Annotated in this window: 14 protein-coding genes; 2 read left to right on the top strand and 12 right to left on the bottom strand. The window is 63.9% G+C overall.

Translation table 11 applies throughout. The features are described 5' to 3' along the window. Positions 1–35: 35 nt before the first annotated feature. The 8 genes from JMJ54_RS06160 to JMJ54_RS06125 form a co-directional block, all read right to left on the bottom strand. Positions 36–1724 (bottom strand): putative 2-aminoethylphosphonate ABC transporter permease subunit, encoded by a 1689-nt coding sequence (locus JMJ54_RS06160; RefSeq protein ID WP_203537073.1) that lies wholly within the window; start codon positions 1722–1724, stop codon positions 36–38. After that, complete coding sequence (locus JMJ54_RS06155) at positions 1721–2854, bottom strand: putative 2-aminoethylphosphonate ABC transporter ATP-binding protein (RefSeq protein WP_203537072.1); 1134 nt, start codon at positions 2852–2854, stop codon at positions 1721–1723. The genes JMJ54_RS06160 and JMJ54_RS06155 overlap by 4 nt, the downstream gene beginning before the upstream one ends. Continuing rightward, positions 2851–3417, bottom strand: coding sequence for a phosphonate degradation HD-domain oxygenase (locus JMJ54_RS06150; protein ID WP_203537071.1), 567 nt, complete (start codon positions 3415–3417; stop codon positions 2851–2853). Before JMJ54_RS06150 ends, JMJ54_RS06155 begins: the two co-directional genes overlap by 4 nt. Positions 3418–3566: 149 nt before the next feature. Continuing rightward, a complete protein-coding gene (locus JMJ54_RS06145; protein WP_203537070.1) occupies positions 3567–4583 on the bottom strand; it encodes a putative 2-aminoethylphosphonate ABC transporter substrate-binding protein in 1017 nt (338 codons plus the stop codon). A gap of 121 nt (positions 4584–4704) precedes the next feature. Further along, positions 4705–6822 (bottom strand): putative bifunctional diguanylate cyclase/phosphodiesterase, encoded by a 2118-nt coding sequence (locus JMJ54_RS06140; RefSeq protein ID WP_203537069.1) that lies wholly within the window; start codon positions 6820–6822, stop codon positions 4705–4707. A 67-nt stretch (positions 6823–6889) separates the two neighbouring features. After that, on the bottom strand, positions 6890–8695 hold the full coding sequence (locus JMJ54_RS06135) for a M61 family metallopeptidase (RefSeq protein WP_203537068.1): 1806 nt from the start codon (positions 8693–8695) through the stop codon (positions 6890–6892). 10 nt (positions 8696–8705) lie between these two features. Next, positions 8706–9968 (bottom strand): GGDEF domain-containing protein, encoded by a 1263-nt coding sequence (locus tag JMJ54_RS06130; protein WP_203537067.1) that lies wholly within the window; start codon positions 9966–9968, stop codon positions 8706–8708. A gap of 5 nt (positions 9969–9973) precedes the next feature. Continuing rightward, on the bottom strand, positions 9974–10384 hold the full coding sequence (locus JMJ54_RS06125) for an RNA-binding S4 domain-containing protein (protein ID WP_203537066.1): 411 nt from the start codon (positions 10382–10384) through the stop codon (positions 9974–9976). Between the two features lie 158 nt (positions 10385–10542). On the opposite strand from JMJ54_RS06125, the gene JMJ54_RS06120 reads away from it, so the two are divergent. Then, on the top strand, positions 10543–11289 hold the full coding sequence (locus JMJ54_RS06120; protein WP_203537065.1) for an SDR family NAD(P)-dependent oxidoreductase: 747 nt from the start codon (positions 10543–10545) through the stop codon (positions 11287–11289). A gap of 57 nt (positions 11290–11346) precedes the next feature. On the opposite strand, the gene JMJ54_RS19140 is transcribed toward JMJ54_RS06120, so the two are convergent. From JMJ54_RS19140 to JMJ54_RS06100, 4 genes are all read right to left on the bottom strand, one after another. Then, positions 11347–12783 carry a polysaccharide lyase gene (locus JMJ54_RS19140; protein ID WP_373310134.1) on the bottom strand — a complete coding sequence of 479 codons (1437 nt, stop codon included), beginning with the start codon at positions 12781–12783 and terminating at the stop codon, positions 11347–11349. Between the two features lie 183 nt (positions 12784–12966). Next, positions 12967–14781: a translational GTPase TypA gene (typA, locus tag JMJ54_RS06110; protein ID WP_203537064.1), complete on the bottom strand. Its 1815-nt coding sequence runs from the start codon at positions 14779–14781 to the stop codon at positions 12967–12969. 188 nt (positions 14782–14969) lie between these two features. Further along, positions 14970–17018 (bottom strand): phosphate acetyltransferase, encoded by a 2049-nt coding sequence (gene pta / locus JMJ54_RS06105; protein WP_203537063.1) that lies wholly within the window; start codon positions 17016–17018, stop codon positions 14970–14972. Between the two features lie 238 nt (positions 17019–17256). Next, complete coding sequence (locus tag JMJ54_RS06100; protein ID WP_203537062.1) at positions 17257–18312, bottom strand: FUSC family protein; 1056 nt, start codon at positions 18310–18312, stop codon at positions 17257–17259. Between the two features lie 316 nt (positions 18313–18628). Between JMJ54_RS06100 and JMJ54_RS06095 the strand changes: the two genes are divergently transcribed. Continuing rightward, positions 18629–19942, top strand: a complete 1314-nt coding sequence (locus JMJ54_RS06095) for a GGDEF domain-containing protein (RefSeq protein WP_203537061.1) — start codon at positions 18629–18631, stop codon at positions 19940–19942. The last annotated feature ends 101 nt before the right edge of the window (positions 19943–20043 follow it).

The raw sequence follows: 20043 nt of genomic DNA, 5'->3' as shown, positions 1-20043 counted from the left end.
TAAAAAACCGGGGCACCGCCCCGGCCAACCCACCATCAGCGTATCCGCCACGCCTGCGTCCGGCGGCTCAGCCACCAGCTCGCCACGCTGAAAACCAGGCAGATCAGCGCCGACGCGGCGACGATCAGCGTCGCCATCGCGGCGGCGGCGGCGGTATCACCGGCGTCATCCATGTTCAGTACAGCCACCGAGGCCAGCACGGTATCGGGCGTGTAGATGAAAATCACCGCCGAGACCGTGCACATCGCCGACACGAAATAGAACCGGGCGATATCCAGCATTGCCGGCAGGCAGACCGGCAGCGTCACCCGCCACAGCGTCGTCCAGAACGGCACCTTGAGCGATGCGGCAACGGCCTCGAATTCGGCGTCGAGCTGCTTCAGCGCCGTCGTCGCGGTCAGGTTCGCCGTGGTGTAGAAGTGCATGACCGAGCACAGCACCAGCGCCGTCATCGAGCCGTAGAGGAAATGCAGCGGATTGGCCGGATTGTTGAAAAAGAGGATGTAGCCGAGGCCGAGCACCAGCCCCGGCACCGCCATCGGAATGATGGCAAGCAGTTTCAGCAGTTGCCGCGCAACCGGCGCCGCGCGGGTTTTCTCGGCCAGATAGGCCCCGCCGAACACCATCAGCGTGCCGATCACCGAGGTCGCCAGCGCCATCTTCATGCTGTTGTAGAACGCCGCCCAGCCGCCGCCATCCATATTGTCGAAGTCGAAATGCGCCAGCGTCAGGCTGAGGTTGTACGGCCACAACCTGATGAAGGCCGCCGCAACCGCCGTCGCGATAATGACCAGCAGGGCGCCGCCGATGGCCGCGCATGCCACGGTACTCAGCACGTCGACCCACGCTTGCGGCCGGACCACCAAGGGTTGCGCCCGGGCCGTGAGCAACGCGCGCTGACGGCGTTGCAGCAGGTGATCGATGACGAACGCGAGCACCGCCGGCAGCAGCAGCAGCATGCCGATCACCGCGCCCTTGGGGAAGTTCTGCTGGCCGATCACCTGCTTGTACACCTCGACCGCGAGGACGTTGTACTGGCCGCCGATCACCTTGGGCGCACCGAAATCGACGATGACCAGCGTGAACACGACCAGTGCCGACGAGATCAGGCCGTAGCGGGCCGCCGGCAGCGTCACGGTGACGAAGCGGCGGATTCGGCCGGCACCGAGTGCGGTTGCCGCTTCGTACAGGCGCGCATCGGCCACCGACAGCGCCGTCACCAGAATCATCAGCGCGTGCGGAAACGTGAAGAAGACCTCGGCAATGACGATGCCCCAGAAGCCGTAGATGCTGCCGTCCGGAAACCATGCCTTCAGCAGGCCCTGGTTGCCGAACAGGTAAACCAGCGCGATGCCGGGCAGCAGTGACGGCGCCAGCAGCGGCGTCAGCGCCAGCGCGCGGAACAGCGGCTTGGCCGGCATGCAGGTACGCGTCAGCGCTGCGGCAAACACATAAGCCAGCGGCAACACGATCATCGTAGTCGTCAGCGAGACCGCCAGACTGTTGGATACCGCATCCCAGAAGCGCGCTTCGCCGACGATCGCGGCGAACTGGGCCAGACCGGCAAAACGGCCATCGTCGCCGGTCAGCGCCTTGCCGAGAATCGCGGCCAGCGGCAGCGCGAGTCCCAGCACCAGCGCAGCCGCCAGCAACCAGAGCAGGCCGGCGGCCACCTGCTGGCTACGGTCGGCCGCGATACGCCCGCCTGCACGCAGCGCGATCATGCCGCAGCTCCGGTTGACGGACCGAAGGCCCGCAGGCGATTGGCCGGCAGCGACACCGGCACCATGCGCTCCAGCGACAGGTTCAGCCGTTCGAACTCGCTGCGCACCACGTCGGCCAGCAGCTGCTGACCGCCCCAGCCCGGTACGCTCAGCGCGATCCGGTAAAAGCCGCCGAGCAGTTCGATCTTGCGCACGTGCGCCAGCGCCGTGTTGACGATCTGGGCCTCGACCGGGCTCCAGCTCGCGTGCAGTTGCACGTCCTCGGGCCGGATGAACAGTTCGAGCGGATGGCCGTCCGGTCGTGGCGGCGTCACCGTGGCGCCGAGCAAGGCATCACCGAGCAGGACCTGGCCGATGCCGGCCGACGTCGCAGCCAGCCAGTTCGACTGTCCGACGAATTCGGCCACGAAACGGTTTGCAGGCCGCGTATAGATTTCCTCGGGCGTACCGATCTGCTCGATCACGCCGTGATTCATCACCACGATGCGGTCGGCCATCGTCAAGGCTTCTTCCTGATCGTGCGTCACCATCACCGTGGTGACACCGAGCTTTTGCTGCAGCGATTTGATTTCACGGCGCAGGTGCTCGCGCACACGGGCGTCGAGCGCCGACAGCGGCTCGTCGAGCAACAGCAACGACGGGCTCGTCGCCAGCGCTCGCGCCAGTGCGACGCGCTGCTGCTGGCCACCGGACAGCTGCGACGGATACTTGTGTTCGATGCCGGGCAGGCCGATCTGCGCCAGCAGCGCGGTAACCCGCAAGTCCTTGTCCTCGCGCCTGCCCTTGAGGCCGTAGGCAATGTTCTGTGCGACGTTCAGGTTCGGAAACAGCGCATAGCTCTGGAACACGATGCCGTAATCGCGCTGCGATGCCGGCAGGCGCGTGACGTCGCGTTCGGCATCGCCGGCGGCCATGAACAGCGCGCCGTCGCTGGCGGCTTCCAGCCCGGCGATGATGCGCAGCAAGGTCGTCTTGCCGCAGCCCGACGGGCCGAGCAGACAGAGGAACTCGCCTTTTTTCACCGACAGCGACACGCCGTCAAGTGCGGTGAACGCGCCGAAACGCTTGGCGACCCGTTCGACACGCAATGCGTCGATCACCGCGCCGGTTGCTTGCCAGTCGCGGTTCATTGCAATGCTCCAGCCGTGGTCCGCGCAGCACCACGGGCGATGGCGAGGTAGTGCCCGAGCGTCGGCGTGGTCTTGCCGACAACCTTGGCCTCGTCGTCCCAGCGTCGCAGTGCGATGGCCGCAGCAGCGTGCGGATTGCGGTCGAAACGTTCGGCTTCCGCCGTGGTCATCACCCCGCCCTGCAGTGCCAGCGACAGGCACGATGCCGGCGAGAGCTCGGCCAGATAGGTCGGCTCGACCGCGCACAGATAACGCTTGGCCGCGACATGCAGTGCGATCGGCGCCAGCACGTCGTCGCCGAACAACCCGCGCAGTGCGGCGATGCCGATCTGTTCGTGACGATCATCAATGCCGTTGGCCAGATCGTCATCCGCCTGCCCGCTCACCAGATGCCCGAGGTCATGCAGCAGGGCGGCAGTCGTCAGCGCCGCCGAGGCCCCGTCGCGCTCGGCGCACTCGGCGCTTTGCAGGGCATGTTCAAGCTGGCTGATGGCCTCGCCGCCGTACAGCGAATGGCCGGCATTACACAACAGGCTTTCCAGCCCGGCCCAGTCCAGGATCATGATGTTTCCGTCCGCTTTTGACATGGCGCCACTCTAGACGGCTAGTGTTACGCACCCATGACGTCTAGACGACTTTGATCGACCTTATCGCGGCCCCGAATGCAAACAGCCCCGCGAGTGCGGGGCTGTCTGGGGAACGGAACGCGGGCTTACTTCTTCGGCTCGGACTTGGCGTCGTAACGCTTGGTCCATTCGGCCAGGATCTTGTCGCGGTTGGTCGCCGACCACTTCAGGTCCTGCTTGATCAGCAACTGCTCGTAGTTGCCCGGAATGTGCGCATTCGGCTTGGCCACGCCCGGCATCGCGACGATGGCGAAGTTCTTCTCGTACAGCTCGTTGGCCGAGCGCGACGCCGACCAGTCGGCCAGCTTCTTCGCCGCATCGGCGTTCTTGGTGCCCTTCATGATCGCCGTGGCCTCGACGTCCCAGCCCAGACCTTCCTTCGGGAACACGAGGTCGATCGGCGCACCGCCTTCCTTGAGCTTGGCCGCACGGTACTCGAACGAGATGCCGACCGGGAACTCGCCGGCGGCCGCCTGCTTGCACGGCTTCGAGCCCGAATGCGTGTACTGGGCGATGTTGTCGTGCAGCTTGTCCATATAGGTCCAGCCGTCCTTCTCGCCGAAGACCTTGAGCCAGGCCGAGACGTCGAAGTAGCCGGTGCCGCTCGATGCCGGGTTCGGCATCACGATCCTGCCCTTGTATTCGGGCTTGGTCAGGTCATGCCAGCTTTCCGGCTTCTTCAGGCCCAGCTTGGCCGCTTCGACGGTATTGAAACAGATCGTTGCGCCCCAGACGTCCATGCCGACCCAGGCGGGCGGGTTGGCCGAGTCGACATAGGCCTTCGACAGCTTGTCGACACCCTTCGGGGCATAGCCCTGCAGCATGCCTTCCTTCTCGAGCACCAGCAGCGACGAGGCGGCAACGCCCATCACCACATCGGCCTGCGGATTGGCTTTTTCAGCCAGCAGCTTGGCGGTGATGATGCCGGTCGAATCGCGCACCCACTTGATCTTGATGCCGGGATTTTCTTCCTCGAACTTCTGCTGGTAGGCCTTGAGCTGATCGGCTTCCAGCGCGGTGTACACGGTAAGCGTGGTATCGGCGAACGCGCTGCCGGCCATTGCGCAGGCAAGGCCCAGAGCGATACGGTTGACGAGTTTCATGGCTGCGATCCTTGTGCGATCCGGTGGGTGGGAAATCGCAGCGGATTCTAGGCAGCGCTTATTACGAGGTTGTGACGTCTAGACCTATTCCGGAAGTCAGCGCCTGAATGCCCGCCGGCATTCAGGCCGACAGCACCGGCGCCATGTTCGTCACCGGCGGCGGAACGTCGAAGCCTTTTTCCAGCCAGCGGGTCAGTTCGTCGGCGGGCATCGGTCTGGCAATCAGGTAGCCCTGCGCCTCGTCACAGCCCATGACCACCAGGGCCTGCCAGATCGCAGGGGTTTCCACACCTTCGGCCACCACATCAAGGCCGAGAATGTGGCCGAGCTCGATGATCGAGCGAACGATGGAGACATTTTCGAAATTGTGTTCGAGTCGTTCGATGAAGGTCCGGTCGATTTTCAGTTCGTGCACCGGCATCTGCGCCAGATAGCCAAACGACGAATAACCGTTACCAAAGTCGTCGATCGACAATTGCACGCCCAACTGGCGCAGACGGTCCAGGTTGACGAGCAATTGTTTCGGCCGGTGCATCATGCCGGTTTCGGTAATCTCGAGGCACAGCTGCGACGGATTGATGCCATGACGTCGCAAGGCGCGATCGACGAAAGCCACAAAGGTATCGTCCTCGACGTCGCTCATGCCGACGTTCACCGACACGCACAGCGTCAGCCCTTCCTCGCGCCAGTACGCCAGCTGGCAGGTCACCGTGTCGACCACCCAGTGCGTGATGGCCCGCAGCCGCCCCGTCTGCTCGGCAAACGGGATGAATTCATCCGGGCCGATCCAGCCACGTTCGGGGTGCGCCCAGCGCACCAGCGCTTCGGCCTTGGTCACCGATCCGTCGCGCAGCAAAGCCTTGGGCTGGTAATGCACACGCAGCTGCCCCCCTTCGATCGCTTCACGCAGGTCGGCCAGCAAGGCCGTGCGATTGCGGCGGTGCGCCTCTGTCTCGGTGCAATAGACTGCATAGGCGGCATGGTCACGCTTGGCGAGATACATTGCCACTTCGGCATGGCGCAACAGCAATTCGGCACTCTCGCCGTGTTCGGGATAGGCTGCGACACCGATGCCGACACTCAGATCAAGCCGCTGGCCGCTGACAATGACGGGGTCAACCAGCGCGGACTCCAGACGCGCCAGCAGCCGCGGCAAACCGTCGATACGTGCATTCGGGAACAACAAGGCAAATTCGTCACCGGGCAGCCGGGCACACAATTCGCCGTGCAGGTGCATGAGGCTGGCCAGGCGCTTTGCCAGCGCCACCAGCATCGCGTCACCGGTTTGATAACCGAGGTAATCGTTGACGTACTTGAACTGGTTGATGTCGATCAGCAGCACGACGAATGGCGTGCCATCGGTCACGATATGCGCCTGCATCAACTCCAGCATGTGGCTCCGGTTGGGCAAGCCGGTCAGCCCGTCCTCGAAGGCCTGACGCAGGATCAGCCTTTGCCGCTCGGCCACCGCCTCGCTCATCGCGTTGAAATTGCTCGCCAGTTCCTGCAGTTCGCCGCGCCCCTTGAGTCGCAGCCTTGTGCTGTAGTCACCGCCGCGCATGCGCCGCACCGCGGCGAGCAGTTGCGTCACCGGTGCAGCCAGCCAGTAGGCGAGCAGCCAGGACAGCAGCAGCCCGGTCAGCACCATCAGCACCCCGACACCGGCGGATTCGATTCTGGCCTGCTGCAAATCCCGGTCAAGCCCCTCACCTGCGGTCATGACCGCGATGAGGTAACGATTGGCACTGTTGGGCGGTCCCGGCACAAACAGCACCCGGGCCGACCGGCCTTGAAACCGTGTTTCGACCGCTTGGCTTGTGTCTCCGGCCTGTACCGGCGCGTACAGCTCGACCGGAATGCGGCCTTGTGCAAGCGCATTGACCGTCGCGCCGGCAATCCATCGCGGCGCGTCACCCTCGAAAGCATAGAAACCCAGGCCGTCGATGCCGGCAAGGCGGCAGTAGCGCGCCATCGCGAGGCGGGCCTGAGCCGGATCGCGTGGCGCGTCGTCGACGAACAGCGCATCGTGTGAAATCAGGCTCGCGGGCAGCAGACGCTCGGCGGCAGCAGCGGCGGCTTGCATGCGGCCGTCGATACCGGCGCGAACAGCGGTGGCCTTCAGCTGGTAGACATAAGTCGCACCCGCACCGCTGATGACCAGGGAAATCAGCAGCAGTACAAGCAGCATCCGGTTGCGCAAGCTGAAAAGCCAACCCGATCCGGGCAGGGGCAGATACATGCGGACGTCCGTGTTGGGCTACCCCTTCAATTTACACACGCCCACAAGAACTTACCAAAAACTTAATTCATTCATCCAGCCACGATAAGCGTAATGGGTACGCCCCCGCCTCCCGCAGCTTCAGTCCCCATGTATCGGCCTGGGCGAGCTGCAGCGGCAAGGTACGTTCGATCAGTTCGTCACGCCGGAAAGCATGGACATGCACCTTGGCGCCTGCCGGATAACTCGCCAGCACGCCATCGAAGCTGCCCGCGCCGACACGCAGCCCGTCGAACGCGACCAGCACGTCGCCGGCAGCCAGACCGGCCGCTCTGGCCGCACCACCATCGAACACCTGGGTCAGCTTGATGCCGGCCGGATCGGCTGCGATCCGGGCACCGATGCTGATGCCGGCGGAGATGGTACCGCCCCGCCAGCCGCCCTTGTCGCTGCCGCCCAGCGGTGGCCGCTGCTGCACGTCGACACCGAATGCGTCGAGCAGGCTGACCACCGGCAAGTCCTCGGTCGAACGCAAAGCCTGATCGAAGAAGGCCTTGAGGTCGAACCCCGCAACATCGCTCGCAACGGCCTCCCATTCGGTTTCGCCAACCCCCTGCCCATCCCGGTCGAAATCGCGACCAAAACGCTGCCACAAGGCGCGCATCACGTCATCGAGGCTCCTGGCACCGTCGGTGCGCAGGCGGATCGTCAGGTCGAGGCAGAGTGCGGCCAGCGCGCCCTTGGTGTAATAGCTGACCAGCGCATTCGGGCTGTTCTCGTCCTGCCGGTAATACTTGACCCATGCATCGAGGCTGGCGTCTTCCAGCGTCTGTTGCCGGCGCCCAGGGGTGCGCTCGACACCGGTCAGCGTTTGCGCCAGCAGATCGAGGTATTGCTGCGGCGTCAGGATGCCGGCGCGCAGCAGCATCAGATCGTCGTAGTACGAGGTGATCCCCTCGAACGCCCACAACAGTCGCGTATAGGCTTCGCGGTCCAGCGGATATGGCGCGTACGCCGCAGGCTTGATCCGCTTGACGTTCCAGCTGTGGAAATACTCGTGGCTGCACAGGCCGAGGTACTGGATGTAGCCGGTCTTCCGGTCGGTTTCGTGTGCCAGCGGCAGGTCCGGGCGGCTGGTGATCAGCGCGGTCGAAGCCCGGTGTTCGAGGCCGCCGTAGCCGTCGCCGGTCACCATGGTCATGAACAGGTAGCGGTCGAACGGCGCCGGCTCGCCGAACAGCCTGATCTGCGCTTCACAGATTTTCTTCAGGTCTTTCTTCAGCCGCTTGAAATCGGTCCGGTGCCGGCCGGCGATGACGATGTCGTGCGGGACACCGCAAGCCTTGAAGGACTCCTGATCGAAAGTGCCGAGTTCGACCGGATGATCGATCAGTTCGTCGTAATTGCGTGCGCGATAGCGGCCGAATCCGCCGTCCTTGACCTTCACCGCCGGCAGCGTCGTCGCCACGCGCCAGCGCTTGGCGGCCTCGCCGCGCGGCGCGGCGATGTCGACGTCGCACGATTGCGACTCCTGGCCGGCCACGGCCAGAAAGACGCTGGTGCCGTTGAAAAAGCCCCGCGTGTCGTCCAGATACGCCCCGCGTACCGACAGATCGAAGGCGTAGACGCGGTACTCGAGTTCCAGCGGTCCGGCCACCGGCACAGCCTGCCAGCGGTGTTTGTCGAGCTTGCGCAGTTCGACCGGCTTTTTACCGCTGTACGCGGCAATACCGGTGATATTGCGCGCAAATTCACGGATCAGGTAACTGCCGGGAATCCACACCGGCAGCCAGACGATCTGGCCGTCGGCGGCCGGTTCGTCGATCGTCAGCGTGACGTCGAAATAGTGACCGGCCAGATCGGCCGGGCGGATGCGGTAGTGCAGAGCGGACATGTTTTTCCTTTTATCGCGCCAGACCGACCTGATTCCGGCCGGCCGCCTTGGCCTGGTAGAGCGCCGCATCGGCGGTTTCGATCAGTTGTTCGGTCTGCATGCCGTTGCCCAGTTGGGCAACACCGGCGCTGAACGAAATCGTCAACGGCTCGCCATTGCCGCTGATATGGCAAAGCTCGCTGAAACGCTGCCGCAGATCGTCGACCTGCTGCGCGGCACGCAACAGCGATGCGTCGGGGAAAATGATCGAGAATTCCTCGCCGCCGTAGCGACCGACGAGATCGGCGCCGGGGAAGTTCTGCCGCAGCAACCGCGCCAGACTCTTGATCACCCGGTCACCCACGGCATGGCCGTAGCGGTCGTTGACCGACTTGAAGTGATCGATGTCGATCATTGCGAATGCCAGCGGACGCACGGTCTCGTGCGCGCGCGCCACCTCCTGCAGCAATCGCTCGATCAGGTGGGTATGGTTCAGCAGCCGGGTCAGGCTGTCGCGGGTCATCAGCTCGCGCAAGCGGCGATACCGGTCGACCATCATCGCCACGATGTCGATCAGTTCGTCCGGATCGTTGTTCTTCACCAGAAAATCGTCCCCGCCCATGCGGCGTGCCGACAACTGCCTGCCCCGTTGCGTTTCGCTCGACAGGAAGACGATGGGGATGCCATCGAAGGCCGGGTTCTGCCGCAACACCTTGGCCAGCTCGTCCCCGGTACATTCGGGCATGTACATGTCGAGCAGGATCAGCTCGGGCTTCTCCAGCGCCACCAGCTGCGGCACTTTCAGCGGATTCTTGACGCTGCGCACGCGCATCCCGGCCATCGTCAGCACATTGCTCGCCCAGTGGGTCAGCGTCTCCGAGTCATCGACGATCAGCACGCGCGCCGGTTGCGGCGACTGGGCTTCGAGCATCCGGTCGATCTGGTCGATGAGCCGGTGGCTGTCGAACGGTTTGGGCAGGAAATCGGTCACGCCGGCGCGGGCCAGTTCGATCTGCTCCTGCGCAGCCATCGGCAGCGACAGGTAGACCAGCGGGCCGCTGTTCAGCCGGGCAATCATCGGCAGCACCTGCGTCAGCATCATGTCCTCACAGCCGGCCTCGTCGACCAGCACCGCCAGCGGCGCCTCGCCGTGTATCGCGGCAAGCAGCGCGCTGGCGCGCGGGAAAGCAACGGCACGCAGGCCGAACATCGCCAGTTGCTGGCTGACCGTCGCGGCGTAATCGCCATTGCGGCACAACAGGTAGATCGGGGCGGTGGATGTATCGGAAACCATCGGTCTCAGCCTTGCTGCTTGCGCGAAAAATCATGGAGTTGCCGGCGCCACTTCTTGGTCGGCCGGCCTTTGGACAGCGGATGCTCGAACGTCGGGACCAGCTCGCGATCCTGTGCCTGTTGCGCCCTTCGCGCTTCGCTTTCGGGGGTTTCCGCGTACAGCGTGCGTGCGACCTCGGCCGGACCGCGCCGGTCGGACAGCGCCTGCACGACCAGTTCGAACTCGCCGTGTGCGGCCAGCACGCGCAGCCGGTCGCCGACCTTGATGGTCCGCGCCGGCTTGGCGCGATCGCCGTTCAGATGCACGTGACCGGCGTCGATCGCCTCGGTCGCCATCGAACGGGTCTTGAAGAAACGGGCAGCCCAGAGCCATTTGTCCAGCCGGACCTTGGCCAAGGCCTCGTCATGTGCGGGCATGATGTCGTGAAGGTGGTGAGATGGCGTAAATGTTACTACGCGTTCAGCCGCACCGCCCGGGATACGCAACTGCGCCGGCCGAAAACGAGGACGATTGTCTGTTGTCGCCACAGCCGGCATGGTGCACGCTGAAAAGCCCGTTCATGCAGGAGAAAGCCATGATCGTCGTTGTCACCGGTGCCAGTGCCGGATTTGGTCAGGCCATCGCTCGCCGCTTCGTTGCCGAAGGCCACCGCGTCGTCGCCACCGCACGGCGGATCGACCGCCTCAACGCGCTTGCGGCGGAACTCGGCCCGGCGCTGCTGCCGCTGCAGCTCGACGTAACCGACCGCGATGCGGTCGCCGCCGCCTTCGCGGCTCTCCCCGCCGGCTTCGCCGCGGTCGATCTGCTGGTCAACAACGCCGGCCTCGCGCTCGGACTCGAACCGGCGCAGCGTGCCGATCTCGATGACTGGGAACGGATGATCGACACCAACATCAAGGGCCTCGTCTACTGCACCCGGGCGCTGCTGCCGGGCATGGTCGAGCGCGGCCGCGGCCACGTCGTCAACCTGGGCTCGACCGCCGGCGAATGGCCCTATCCGGGCGGCAATGTCTACGGTGCAACCAAGGCCTTCGTCCATCAGCTGAGCTACAACCTGCGCGCCGACCTGATCGGTACACCGGTACGCGTGACCAATATCGAACCCGGGCTGGCTGGCGGTACCGAGTTCTCCAACGTGCGTTTTCACGGCGACGACGCCAAGGCCGGTGCGGTGTACCAGAACGTCCAGCCGCTGACCGCCGACGATATCGCCGATACGGTCTACTGGACGGCCAGCCGGCCGGCGCACGTCAACATCAACAACATCCAGCTGATGCCGGTCTGTCAGGCCAACGGACCGCTCGCGGTGCATCGCAGCTGAGCCTGCCGCCGAAACAACAAACCCGCCGATGGCGGGTTTGTTGTTCCTGGTACCGGGTCAGAGCCAGGGCTCGCTCAGCTCGATCCATTTCTGGCCGTTGTCGAGTCGCAGTGGCGAATACACCTGGAAATACACGTCCAGCAGGCTGCCCGCGAGCGGGTCGACGTTCGTACCGATGTAGCCGCGTGCCTTGTAGTAGTGGTACACGCCACTGGCATCGACGCGGAACACCAGACTGTTCTGCGCATAGGTCTTGCCGGTCTGCCACTGGCTGTAGCCGACGATCGGATCGTTGTACGGCGGCGGCGTCTTCAGGGTGTCGACCAGCGCCAGCGGACTGGCCGTCGAGACGCGGAAGTCGTCGAAGTAAGCGTACTGGTCACTGGCCGGCGCCCAGTCGGTGCTCGAGCCGCCGAAGAAGGTATCCATCTTGATCGCCGACACGCCAACCGACGCACCATTGCGCAGCAGCAGTCCGCTTTGCTGCAGCACCAGCTTGCCGTCGACCCACTGGCGGAACTGGCCGTTGGCCTGACCTGCGTCGCCGAGCACGACCTGCTGCGTCAACGTGTACCACACGCCCGGTTTGAACTTGGTGGCCACCGCATAGTAGTCGCCGCACTCCTCCTTCTTGCCCGGGTAGTACTGGTAGCTGAAGCCGACGCCGTTCTCGCGCCACATCATCCGCGTGGTGAAGCCGTCGAATGTCCCGTTCTGGATGCAGCCGGTCGGCGTATCGCCACCGCCCAGACCCGGCAGCTTGCCGCCCTTGACCCAGGTAAAGGCATTGTCGAAACGCAGCTTGTACTGCAGCCATAGCTGGCCGTAATTGCCCCCCAGCGGCGCGTCGAAAGTCATGGCCGAGTTGCCGCCGATCTGGCCGGCCTTGTAGGTGACACGCAGCACCCTGTTCGCCTGGTTGTCCGGGTCGCCGACGATGGACAGCCGCCCCGCTGCGACACCGGTCGACTCGCCCGGCGCGATGCCCCAGTCCGACTGGAACGCCGATGCGGTGTAGAGGCCGACAGCGTCGTTCTCGAAGGTGTTCTGCAGCACCCAACCGCCCGGAACCGGTGTCGGTGTCGGTGTCGGTGTCGGTGTCGGTGTCGGTGTCGGTGTCGGTGTCGGTGTCGGCGACGGTACTGGCGTTGGCGTTGGCGTTGGCGTTGGCGTTGGCGTTGGCGTTGGCGTTGGCGTTGGCGTTGGCGTTGGCGTTGGCGTTGGCGTTGGCGTTGGCGTTGGCGAGGGTGTCGGGGTCGGCGCGGTGCCGCAAGTCCCGCCAACCGACCACAAGGTCGGCGTCGCGGCCGGATTCCAGCCGGTACCGACGTAGGCGGTGTGCGTGCTGCGCGCGGTGTAGACCGTGCCGCTGTAGACCACGGTATCGCCCGCGGTATAGGTAGTGCCTTCGGCCCAGTTACCGCGACAGGCGGCGTGGCCGAGCACACTCAGCCCCAGAAGCGCGGCGAACGCCACGCCATGCATTGTCTTCATCGCTCTCTCCATCCCAGGCGTCCGGCGCCTTGTGTGATTGCCGGCCTCAAAACCGGTCGTCGAAAACGATAAGGTTCAGCCTTGCAACGAACAAGCGGCCGGCGGCAGACGTCGTGATGGATGCGACAGACGGACAAAAAAAACGGAGCCGCTCGGGCTCCGTTCTTTTCAGGCAAGGCCGAATCAGCCTTCCGACTTGGCCGCACGGCGGCGTTCGTGTTCCTGCAGGTGACGCTTGCGGATACGAATCGACTTCGGAGTGATTTCGACCAGTTCGTCGTCGTCGATGAACTCGACCGCCGATTCCAGCGACAGCTTGATCGGGGTGGTCAGGCGAACGGCTTCGTCGGTACCCGAAGCACGAACGTTGGTCAGCTGCTTGCCCTTGATCGGGTTCACGACCAGATCGTTGTCGCGGCTGTGGATGCCGATGATCATGCCTTCGTACAGCTTGTCGCCCGGCGACACGAACATGCGGCCGCGGTCTTCCAGCTTCCACAGTGCGTAGGCCACGGCTTCGCCGTTGTCCTGCGAGATCAGCACGCCGTTGTGGCGACCCGGCATGTCCGGCTTCACCGGTGCGTAGTCATCGAACACGTGGCTCATCAGGCCGGTGCCGCGGGTCATGGTCATGAAGTCCGACTGGAAGCCGATCAGGCCGCGTGCCGGGATATGGTATTCGAGGCGGGTACGACCCTGGCCGTCGGATTCCATATTGGTCAGTTCGCCGCGACGACGACCGATTTCTTCCATGATGCCGCCCTGGTGTTCGTCTTCCAGGTCGATGGTCAGGTTTTCGTACGGCTCGCATTTCTGGCCGTCGATGTCCTTGTAAACGACGCGCGGCTTGGCCACGGCCATTTCGAAGCCTTCACGGCGCATGTTTTCCAGCAGGATCGTCAGGTGCAGCTCGCCGCGGCCCGACACGCGGAAGATGTCGGCATCGGCCGTGTCTTCGACGCGCAGCGCGACGTTGGTCAGCAGCTCCTTGGTCAGGCGATCGCGGATCTGGCGCGAAGTGACGAACTTGCCTTCGGTACCTGCCAGCGGCGAGGTGTTGACCATGAAGTCCATGTTCAGCGTCGGCTCGTCGACGCCGAGGACCGGCAGGCCGATCGGGTTTTCCTTGTCGCAGATCGTGACACCGATACCGATGTCGTCCAGACCCGAGATGATGATGATGTCACCGGCTTCGGCGCCTTCGACCGGCACGCGATCCAGACCCTTGTAACCGAGCACCTGGTTGATGCGACCGGTGGCGACTTGCTCGTCATGGTTCATCACCACGACTTGCTGGCCCGGCTTGATGCGGCCGTTGATGACCTTGCCGACGCCAAGACGGCCGGTGTAGGTCGAGTAGTCCAGTGCCGACAGCTGCATTTGCAGCGGCGCATCCGGGTCACCCGGCGGCGTCGGCACGTGCTTGAGCACCACTTCGAACAGCGGACGCATGTTGTCCGATTCTTCGGCCAGATCGAGCTTGGCGAAGCCGTTCAGGCCCGAAGCGTAGATGATCGGGAAGTCGAGCTGTTCGTCGGTTGCGCCCAGCTTGTCGAACAGGTCGAACGTCTGGTCGACGACCCAGTCCGGACGCGCGCCCGGACGGTCGACCTTGTTGATCACGACGATCGGCTTCAGACCCAGCGCCAGCGCTTTCTTGGTCACGAAGCGGGTTTGCGGCATCGGGCCTTCGACCGAGTCGACCAGCAGCAGCACGCCGTCGACCATGCCGAGCACGCGCTCGACTTCACCACCGAAGTCGGCGTGCCCCGGGGTGTCGACGATGTTGATGTGGGTGCCTTCGTATTCGATGGCGGTGTTCTTGGCCAGAATCGTGATGCCACGTTCCTTTTCAAGATCGTTCGAGTCCATCACGCGCTCGTCAACCTGCTGGTTGTCGCGGAAGGTGCCGGATTGGCGCAGGAGTTGGTCGACCAGGGTGGTTTTGCCGTGGTCGACGTGGGCAATGATGGCGATGTTGCGAAGGGCGCGTGTCATGGAATGCTGCGAAGGTTTGGGTAAACCGGGGATTCTACCACGCGATCATGACGTTACGCTTTGGGCACAATGACCGTCCGGCACAAATTGCATCCGGTTCTACCCTGCCCGCCCAGCGAGGGCGCGGGTTGCAGCCAATAAAAACGCCAGCTTCAAGCCGGCGTTTTTTTCTGCGCGTGGGCACTGGCCTAGCGGGCAGCGTCCATCTGTGCAGCCTGAATGGCCGTCAGCGCGATCGTGAACACGATGTCGTCGACCAGCGCGCCGCGCGACAGGTCGTTCACCGGCTTTCTTAGGCCCTGCAGCATCGGACCGACGCTGACGACATGGGCGCTGCGCTGCACCGCCTTGTACGTGGTATTGCCGGTATTCAGGTCCGGGAACACGAACACGGTCGCCTGACCGGCCACCTTGCTGCCCGGCGCCTTCTGCGCGGCGACGTCGGCGACCGATGCGGCGTCGTACTGCAGCGGACCGTCGAGTACCAGTTGCGGGTACTTTTCGCGCGCCAGTTCGGCCGCAGCACGCACCTTGTCGACATCGGCACCGGCGCCGGACTTGCCGGTGCTGTAGCTGATCATCGCAACCTTCGGATCGACACCGAATGCCTGGGCGCTGTCGGCACTCTGCTTGGCGATTTCGGCCAGCTGTTCGGCGGTCGGGTTCGGATTGATCGCGCAGTCGCCGTAGACCAGCACCTGGTCCGGCATCAGCATGAAGAACACCGACGAGACGATCGACGAACCCGGGGCGGTCTTGATCAGCTGCAGCGCCGGGCGGACGGTGCTGGCGGTCGTATGCACGGCGCCGGACACCAGACCGTCGACCTTGTCGACCGCCAGCATCATCGTGCCGAGCACGACGGTATCGGCCAGCTGTTCAAGCGCCTGGCCTTCGGTCAGGCCCTTGCTCTTGCGCAGTTCGACCATCGGCGCGACGTACTCCTGACGGACCAGATCCGGGTCGAGGATTTCCAGCGACGCCGGCAGCGTCACGCCCTGCGCGGCGGCGATCGATTCGATCGTGGCGCGTTTGCCCAGCAGCACGCAGCTGGCGATGCCCTTCTCTTCGCAGATCACAGCAGCCTTGATCGTGCGCGGCTCGTCGCCTTCCGGCAGTACGATGCGCTTCTTCGCTGCGCGGGCCTTGCTGATCAGCTGGTAGCGGAACGCCGGCGGCGACATCCGCCCCGAAGCCGGGACGCGCACACCGGCGGCCAGCGATTCGGCCGAGAGCTGTTCGGCCACTGCATCGAGTACGGCATTCATCCGTTCGATGTCGTCGGCCGCCACGGCCGGCGGCACCTGGGCAATGCGTGCGGCGGTGCCGAAGCTGTCGGTGTCGGTCTGCAGCACCGGAATGCCGCTGTTGAGGGCCATCGCCGCAAAATCGCGGATGCGCTGGTCCGGCAGGCTCGAGTGCGTCAGCAGCAGTCCGGCGAGCTGTACGCCGTTCTTTGCCGCCAGCGCGGTCGCCAGCATGATGTCGTCGCGATCGCCTGCACTGACGACCAGCGCGCCCGGCACCAGCCGTTCGACCACTTCGGTCACCGAACGGGCGGCGATCACGGTATCGCGGACACGGCGCTTGGCGATCTCGCCCTCGATGAGCACCTGTGCATTCAGGTGGCGCGCGACGTCGAGCGTGCGCGGCGCCAGCAGCAGCGCGTCATAGCGGACGACGCCCCAGACCGGGATGCCGTCGATGGCCGGCTGCGCGGCGGCATCGAACGTGGCCGGCGCCTTGTTGAAAATCACCCCGGCGACATTCAGTCCGTCATGCCGGAGCTGGGCGGCCAGCACCTTGACCTCGTTGACCGCGCCCGGCGCACCGGCGTTGGCCACCAGCACGGTTTCGGCCTGCATCGCGCGGGCGATGCCGGCGTTCAGGCCGGCGGTAAACGCGTTGTTCGGATCGACATGCAGACCTTCGACCACCAGCACGTCGGCGCCTTGCGATGCACGCATACACAGGCTGACGATGTCTTCCATCAGCTCGTCATTCTGCCCCGATGCAACGCGGGCGATCACCTGGCCGGTCGATAGGCCGTTCGGCGTGTCGATCTGGCAGATTTCGCGGGCGAAATGCGTCGAGCGCTCGACCTCGTGGTGATCCTGCGAGACCGGCTTGACGAAGCCGACCTTCAGCCCCTGGCGCTGCAGCGCCCGGACGACGCCGAGCGACACCGAGGTCAGGCCGACGTTCTGTCGTGTCGGCGCAATGAAGAATGTCTGCATGTGTGTTTCCTTTGCAATGGCGCCACGGCGCCTGAGCTACTGATTCGGTTCGGTCCGGATTCTGGCTTGAGCGCGCAGCACGCGGACTGAGAGCACGGAGGTCTGATGCGGGAAATGTAGTCCATCGACCTCGCCCCGTGGCGGTACTTGTTACGCCGCCAGCATGAAATTTGCGTGATGTCACAACGCTGTTTCGCGGGCATTGACACCGCCCGGATGTTTAAGTCAACAATTTTGACTATATGTCCTGCTTCTGCCGGAGACGGCGGGGCTGCTGCCGCGCCTCTATCCGTGGCAACAACCGCAGATAGATCATCGCCCCCACGCCGCAGACGAGGCAGCCCACCACGGTGTCCGCCATCCGTGCCAGCGCGAAATCGGTCGCCGACATGCTGCCGCGCAGGATGCCGAAATCGAGCAGCACCATCACCAGCGCGGTGATCGGAATCACCGCCACCCAGTAGTTGCGCGCCTGTGCCGCCGGCAGCCACGCCGCCATTGCCGTCACGCACAGTGCCAGCGCCCATTCGGCACGAACGAAATGCACAATCAGCGCGCCGAGCACCGCACCGAGCAGCGAACCGGCCAGCCGCTGGATCAGCTTGTGAATGCTGTGGCGCGGATCGTAAACGGTGACGATGACGATGGTCAGCGGCACCCAGTACGCACGGGTCAAGCCAAGCCAGTGACCGACGGCATAACCGACGACGACCAACACCATGAAATAGAAAGTGAACGCACCATTGGTGTGGCGGCGACGCAAAAGGTGCCGCGCCGCATCGCGCAACATCGGCGCACTCTGCGGCTCGGGCCGGCGCGCGATGATCAGGTCGACCAGCACCGCGAACATCCCCGCCAGACCACCGACAATCAGATATGTTCCGCACAAGGGCGGCAGATCGGGCGCGCTGTCACCGAACAGAAAGGCGATCAGCCAGTACTTGCCGATGAACTCGACCGCACTGCCGGCGCCTTGCAGCCAGCCGGCCACGGCGGTGAAACCGAGGAGCAGCACCAGCGACGCACCGGGCACATAGTGGCCGACAACGCCGGCAATCCCGGCCAGCAGCATGCCGACCGTCATGTACAGAATCGCGGCCAGTCGCTCGCCGGTATCGCCGCCACTGTCGACGAACAGCGTATAGAAGCCGGCGACCGCACCATAAACGGCAGGCAGGAACTCGCCGCGCACCAGCGCAATCGCCAGTGGCAAGCCGACCGCAATCACCGCGCGCAACATCCGTCGCCGGTTGATCGGTGCGCGCTGCAAGGTCAGGGCAGGATGAAGGAACATGACGGGTCGGGGAAGCGCAGGCTCGGAAGCGGCGAATGTACGGATAGAATAGCCAATTGGCATTGGTAATGATGACGTAGTGCTGCAAGTTCGCTTACACGGAATACCAATTTCTTGCGAATCCAGACAATCAACTGCAAGCGTACTTGCATAACCCGGTGATTAATCGAAGCACAATGCAAGAAATTGGCGCTAATTACAGCGTGCTTTGAATACCGGAATGACCATCGAGATACAACCCGGTCATTACAAGTTTGTTTAATGTGCGAAAAACGGTTTAATTGTCTCCAACCCCCTCAATGCAATCCGACCGCCAATGCCTGTTCCCCTTGCCGACCGGCGCCTCCGCGCCGCCATATTCATCCTGTTGATGCTCAGCATTGCCCTGCTTGTGTGGCAGCATCTGGGCTTGAATCGGGTGTTGCGGCTCGATGGCGAAAGCACGTATCAGATCACCGCGCTGTCCGACCGGGACGAAGGCGGGGCTTCGGTGGCCACGCTGCAACGGCAGGGCCAGCGCCTCCTTTTCGATTGCAAACTGAAGCCCGATTACGAATGGCCCTATTGCGAACTGCGCGTCTCGTTCAGCAATGATCCGCATCAGGGCATCGACTTCTCCCGTTTCTCGCACATCGCGCTCAAGGTCTCGGCCAGCGGTACCGGTGCGCAGCGACTGCGCCTGTTCCTGCGCGACTTCGATATCGGCAGCGCGAAGGCCGACGACCCTCTGACCTGGCGGCTCAACGAGCTGCAATTCGAGCCGCGTGCCGACGGCAGTGAAATCAAGGTGCCGATGCGGGCATTCAACGTGGCCTCGTGGTGGCTGAACAACAACAACATTCCGATCGAGCGCGCGGCGGTCGAAATGCAGAACGTGCCCATGCTGTTGCTGGATACGGCCGGCGTGCGCGAGAAGGCCGACTTGCAATTCAAGATCGACTACATCGAATTTCGCGGCAAATGGGTCAGCGCCGGCGAGATGGCGCTGTTCATCGTGGCCCTGTGGCTGTGTGCCGCTATTACGTATCTGGCGCACTGGCAATTGCGCATGCGCAGCACGCTGGCGCACAGCCGCGAGCGCGAAGCAGAGCTGCAGGAGCTCAACGCGGCACTGATGCTGGAAAACGCCAAGATCGGCGAAAAAGCCAAGCGCGATCCGCTGACCGGCGCGCTCAACCGCGCGGGCATCCGCGACGCCCTGCTCGACGAGGCAGCCAGAGCGCTGGACGAAGAACGGCCGCTGGCGGTCATCTTTTGCGACATCGACCATTTCAAGCGCGTCAACGACGAGCATGGTCATGCAATGGGCGACACGGTCCTGCAGCAATTTTCCGCCCTGCTGCGCAAGCGCATCCGCCAGCGCGACTATCTGGTGCGCTGGGGCGGTGAAGAGTTCGTTCTGCTTTGCCCCGACACCTCGCTCGAGCACGCGGGGCAACTGGCGCAATCGCTCCGCTACAGCACCGAGGCCAACACGTGGCCCACCGGCCAGACGATGACGGCAAGTTTCGGCGTCACGACACTCGCTACCGAGCCGCTGGCAACCTTTCTCGAACGTGCCGATCGCGCGCTCTATGAAGCCAAGCACCGCGGCCGCAACACCGTCGTCACGCTGCCGCCGCCGGTCTAAGGCTCAACACGCACAATAGTTGCCTATTACAACGTAATAAAGGTACGGAAACAAATGGAATCCGCGCTTAGTATTTCGTAGCATTACTACGAAATACCGAG

The organism is Jeongeupia naejangsanensis, from assembly GCF_016865585.1.
Lineage (GTDB): Bacteria > Pseudomonadota > Gammaproteobacteria > Burkholderiales > Chitinibacteraceae > Jeongeupia > Jeongeupia naejangsanensis.
The sequence above is the reverse complement of the archived record's forward strand: the minus strand, read 5'-3'. Positions and strand labels throughout refer to the sequence as shown.

Excerpts from the sequence above, each read along its gene's own strand:
- pta (WP_203537063.1), bottom strand. The coding sequence starts at position 17,018 with ATGCAGACATTCTTCATTGCGCCGACACGACAGAACGTCGGCCTGACC.
- JMJ54_RS06145 (WP_203537070.1), bottom strand. The coding sequence starts at position 4,583 with ATGAAACTCGTCAACCGTATCGCTCTGGGCCTTGCCTGCGCAATGGCC.
- JMJ54_RS19140 (WP_373310134.1), bottom strand. The coding sequence starts at position 12,783 with ATGAAGACAATGCATGGCGTGGCGTTCGCCGCGCTTCTGGGGCTGAGT.
- JMJ54_RS06130 (WP_203537067.1), bottom strand. The coding sequence starts at position 9,968 with ATGGTTTCCGATACATCCACCGCCCCGATCTACCTGTTGTGCCGCAAT.
- JMJ54_RS06100 (WP_203537062.1), bottom strand. The coding sequence starts at position 18,312 with ATGTTCCTTCATCCTGCCCTGACCTTGCAGCGCGCACCGATCAACCGG.
- JMJ54_RS06140 (WP_203537069.1), bottom strand. The coding sequence starts at position 6,822 with ATGTATCTGCCCCTGCCCGGATCGGGTTGGCTTTTCAGCTTGCGCAAC.
- typA (WP_203537064.1), bottom strand. The coding sequence starts at position 14,781 with ATGACACGCGCCCTTCGCAACATCGCCATCATTGCCCACGTCGACCAC.
- JMJ54_RS06095 (WP_203537061.1), top strand. The coding sequence starts at position 18,629 with ATGCCTGTTCCCCTTGCCGACCGGCGCCTCCGCGCCGCCATATTCATC.
- JMJ54_RS06150 (WP_203537071.1), bottom strand. The coding sequence starts at position 3,417 with ATGATCCTGGACTGGGCCGGGCTGGAAAGCCTGTTGTGTAATGCCGGC.
- JMJ54_RS06120 (WP_203537065.1), top strand. The coding sequence starts at position 10,543 with ATGATCGTCGTTGTCACCGGTGCCAGTGCCGGATTTGGTCAGGCCATC.
- JMJ54_RS06125 (WP_203537066.1), bottom strand. The coding sequence starts at position 10,384 with ATGCCCGCACATGACGAGGCCTTGGCCAAGGTCCGGCTGGACAAATGG.
- JMJ54_RS06155 (WP_203537072.1), bottom strand. The coding sequence starts at position 2,854 with ATGAACCGCGACTGGCAAGCAACCGGCGCGGTGATCGACGCATTGCGT.
- JMJ54_RS06160 (WP_203537073.1), bottom strand. The coding sequence starts at position 1,724 with ATGATCGCGCTGCGTGCAGGCGGGCGTATCGCGGCCGACCGTAGCCAG.
- JMJ54_RS06135 (WP_203537068.1), bottom strand. The coding sequence starts at position 8,695 with ATGTCCGCTCTGCACTACCGCATCCGCCCGGCCGATCTGGCCGGTCAC.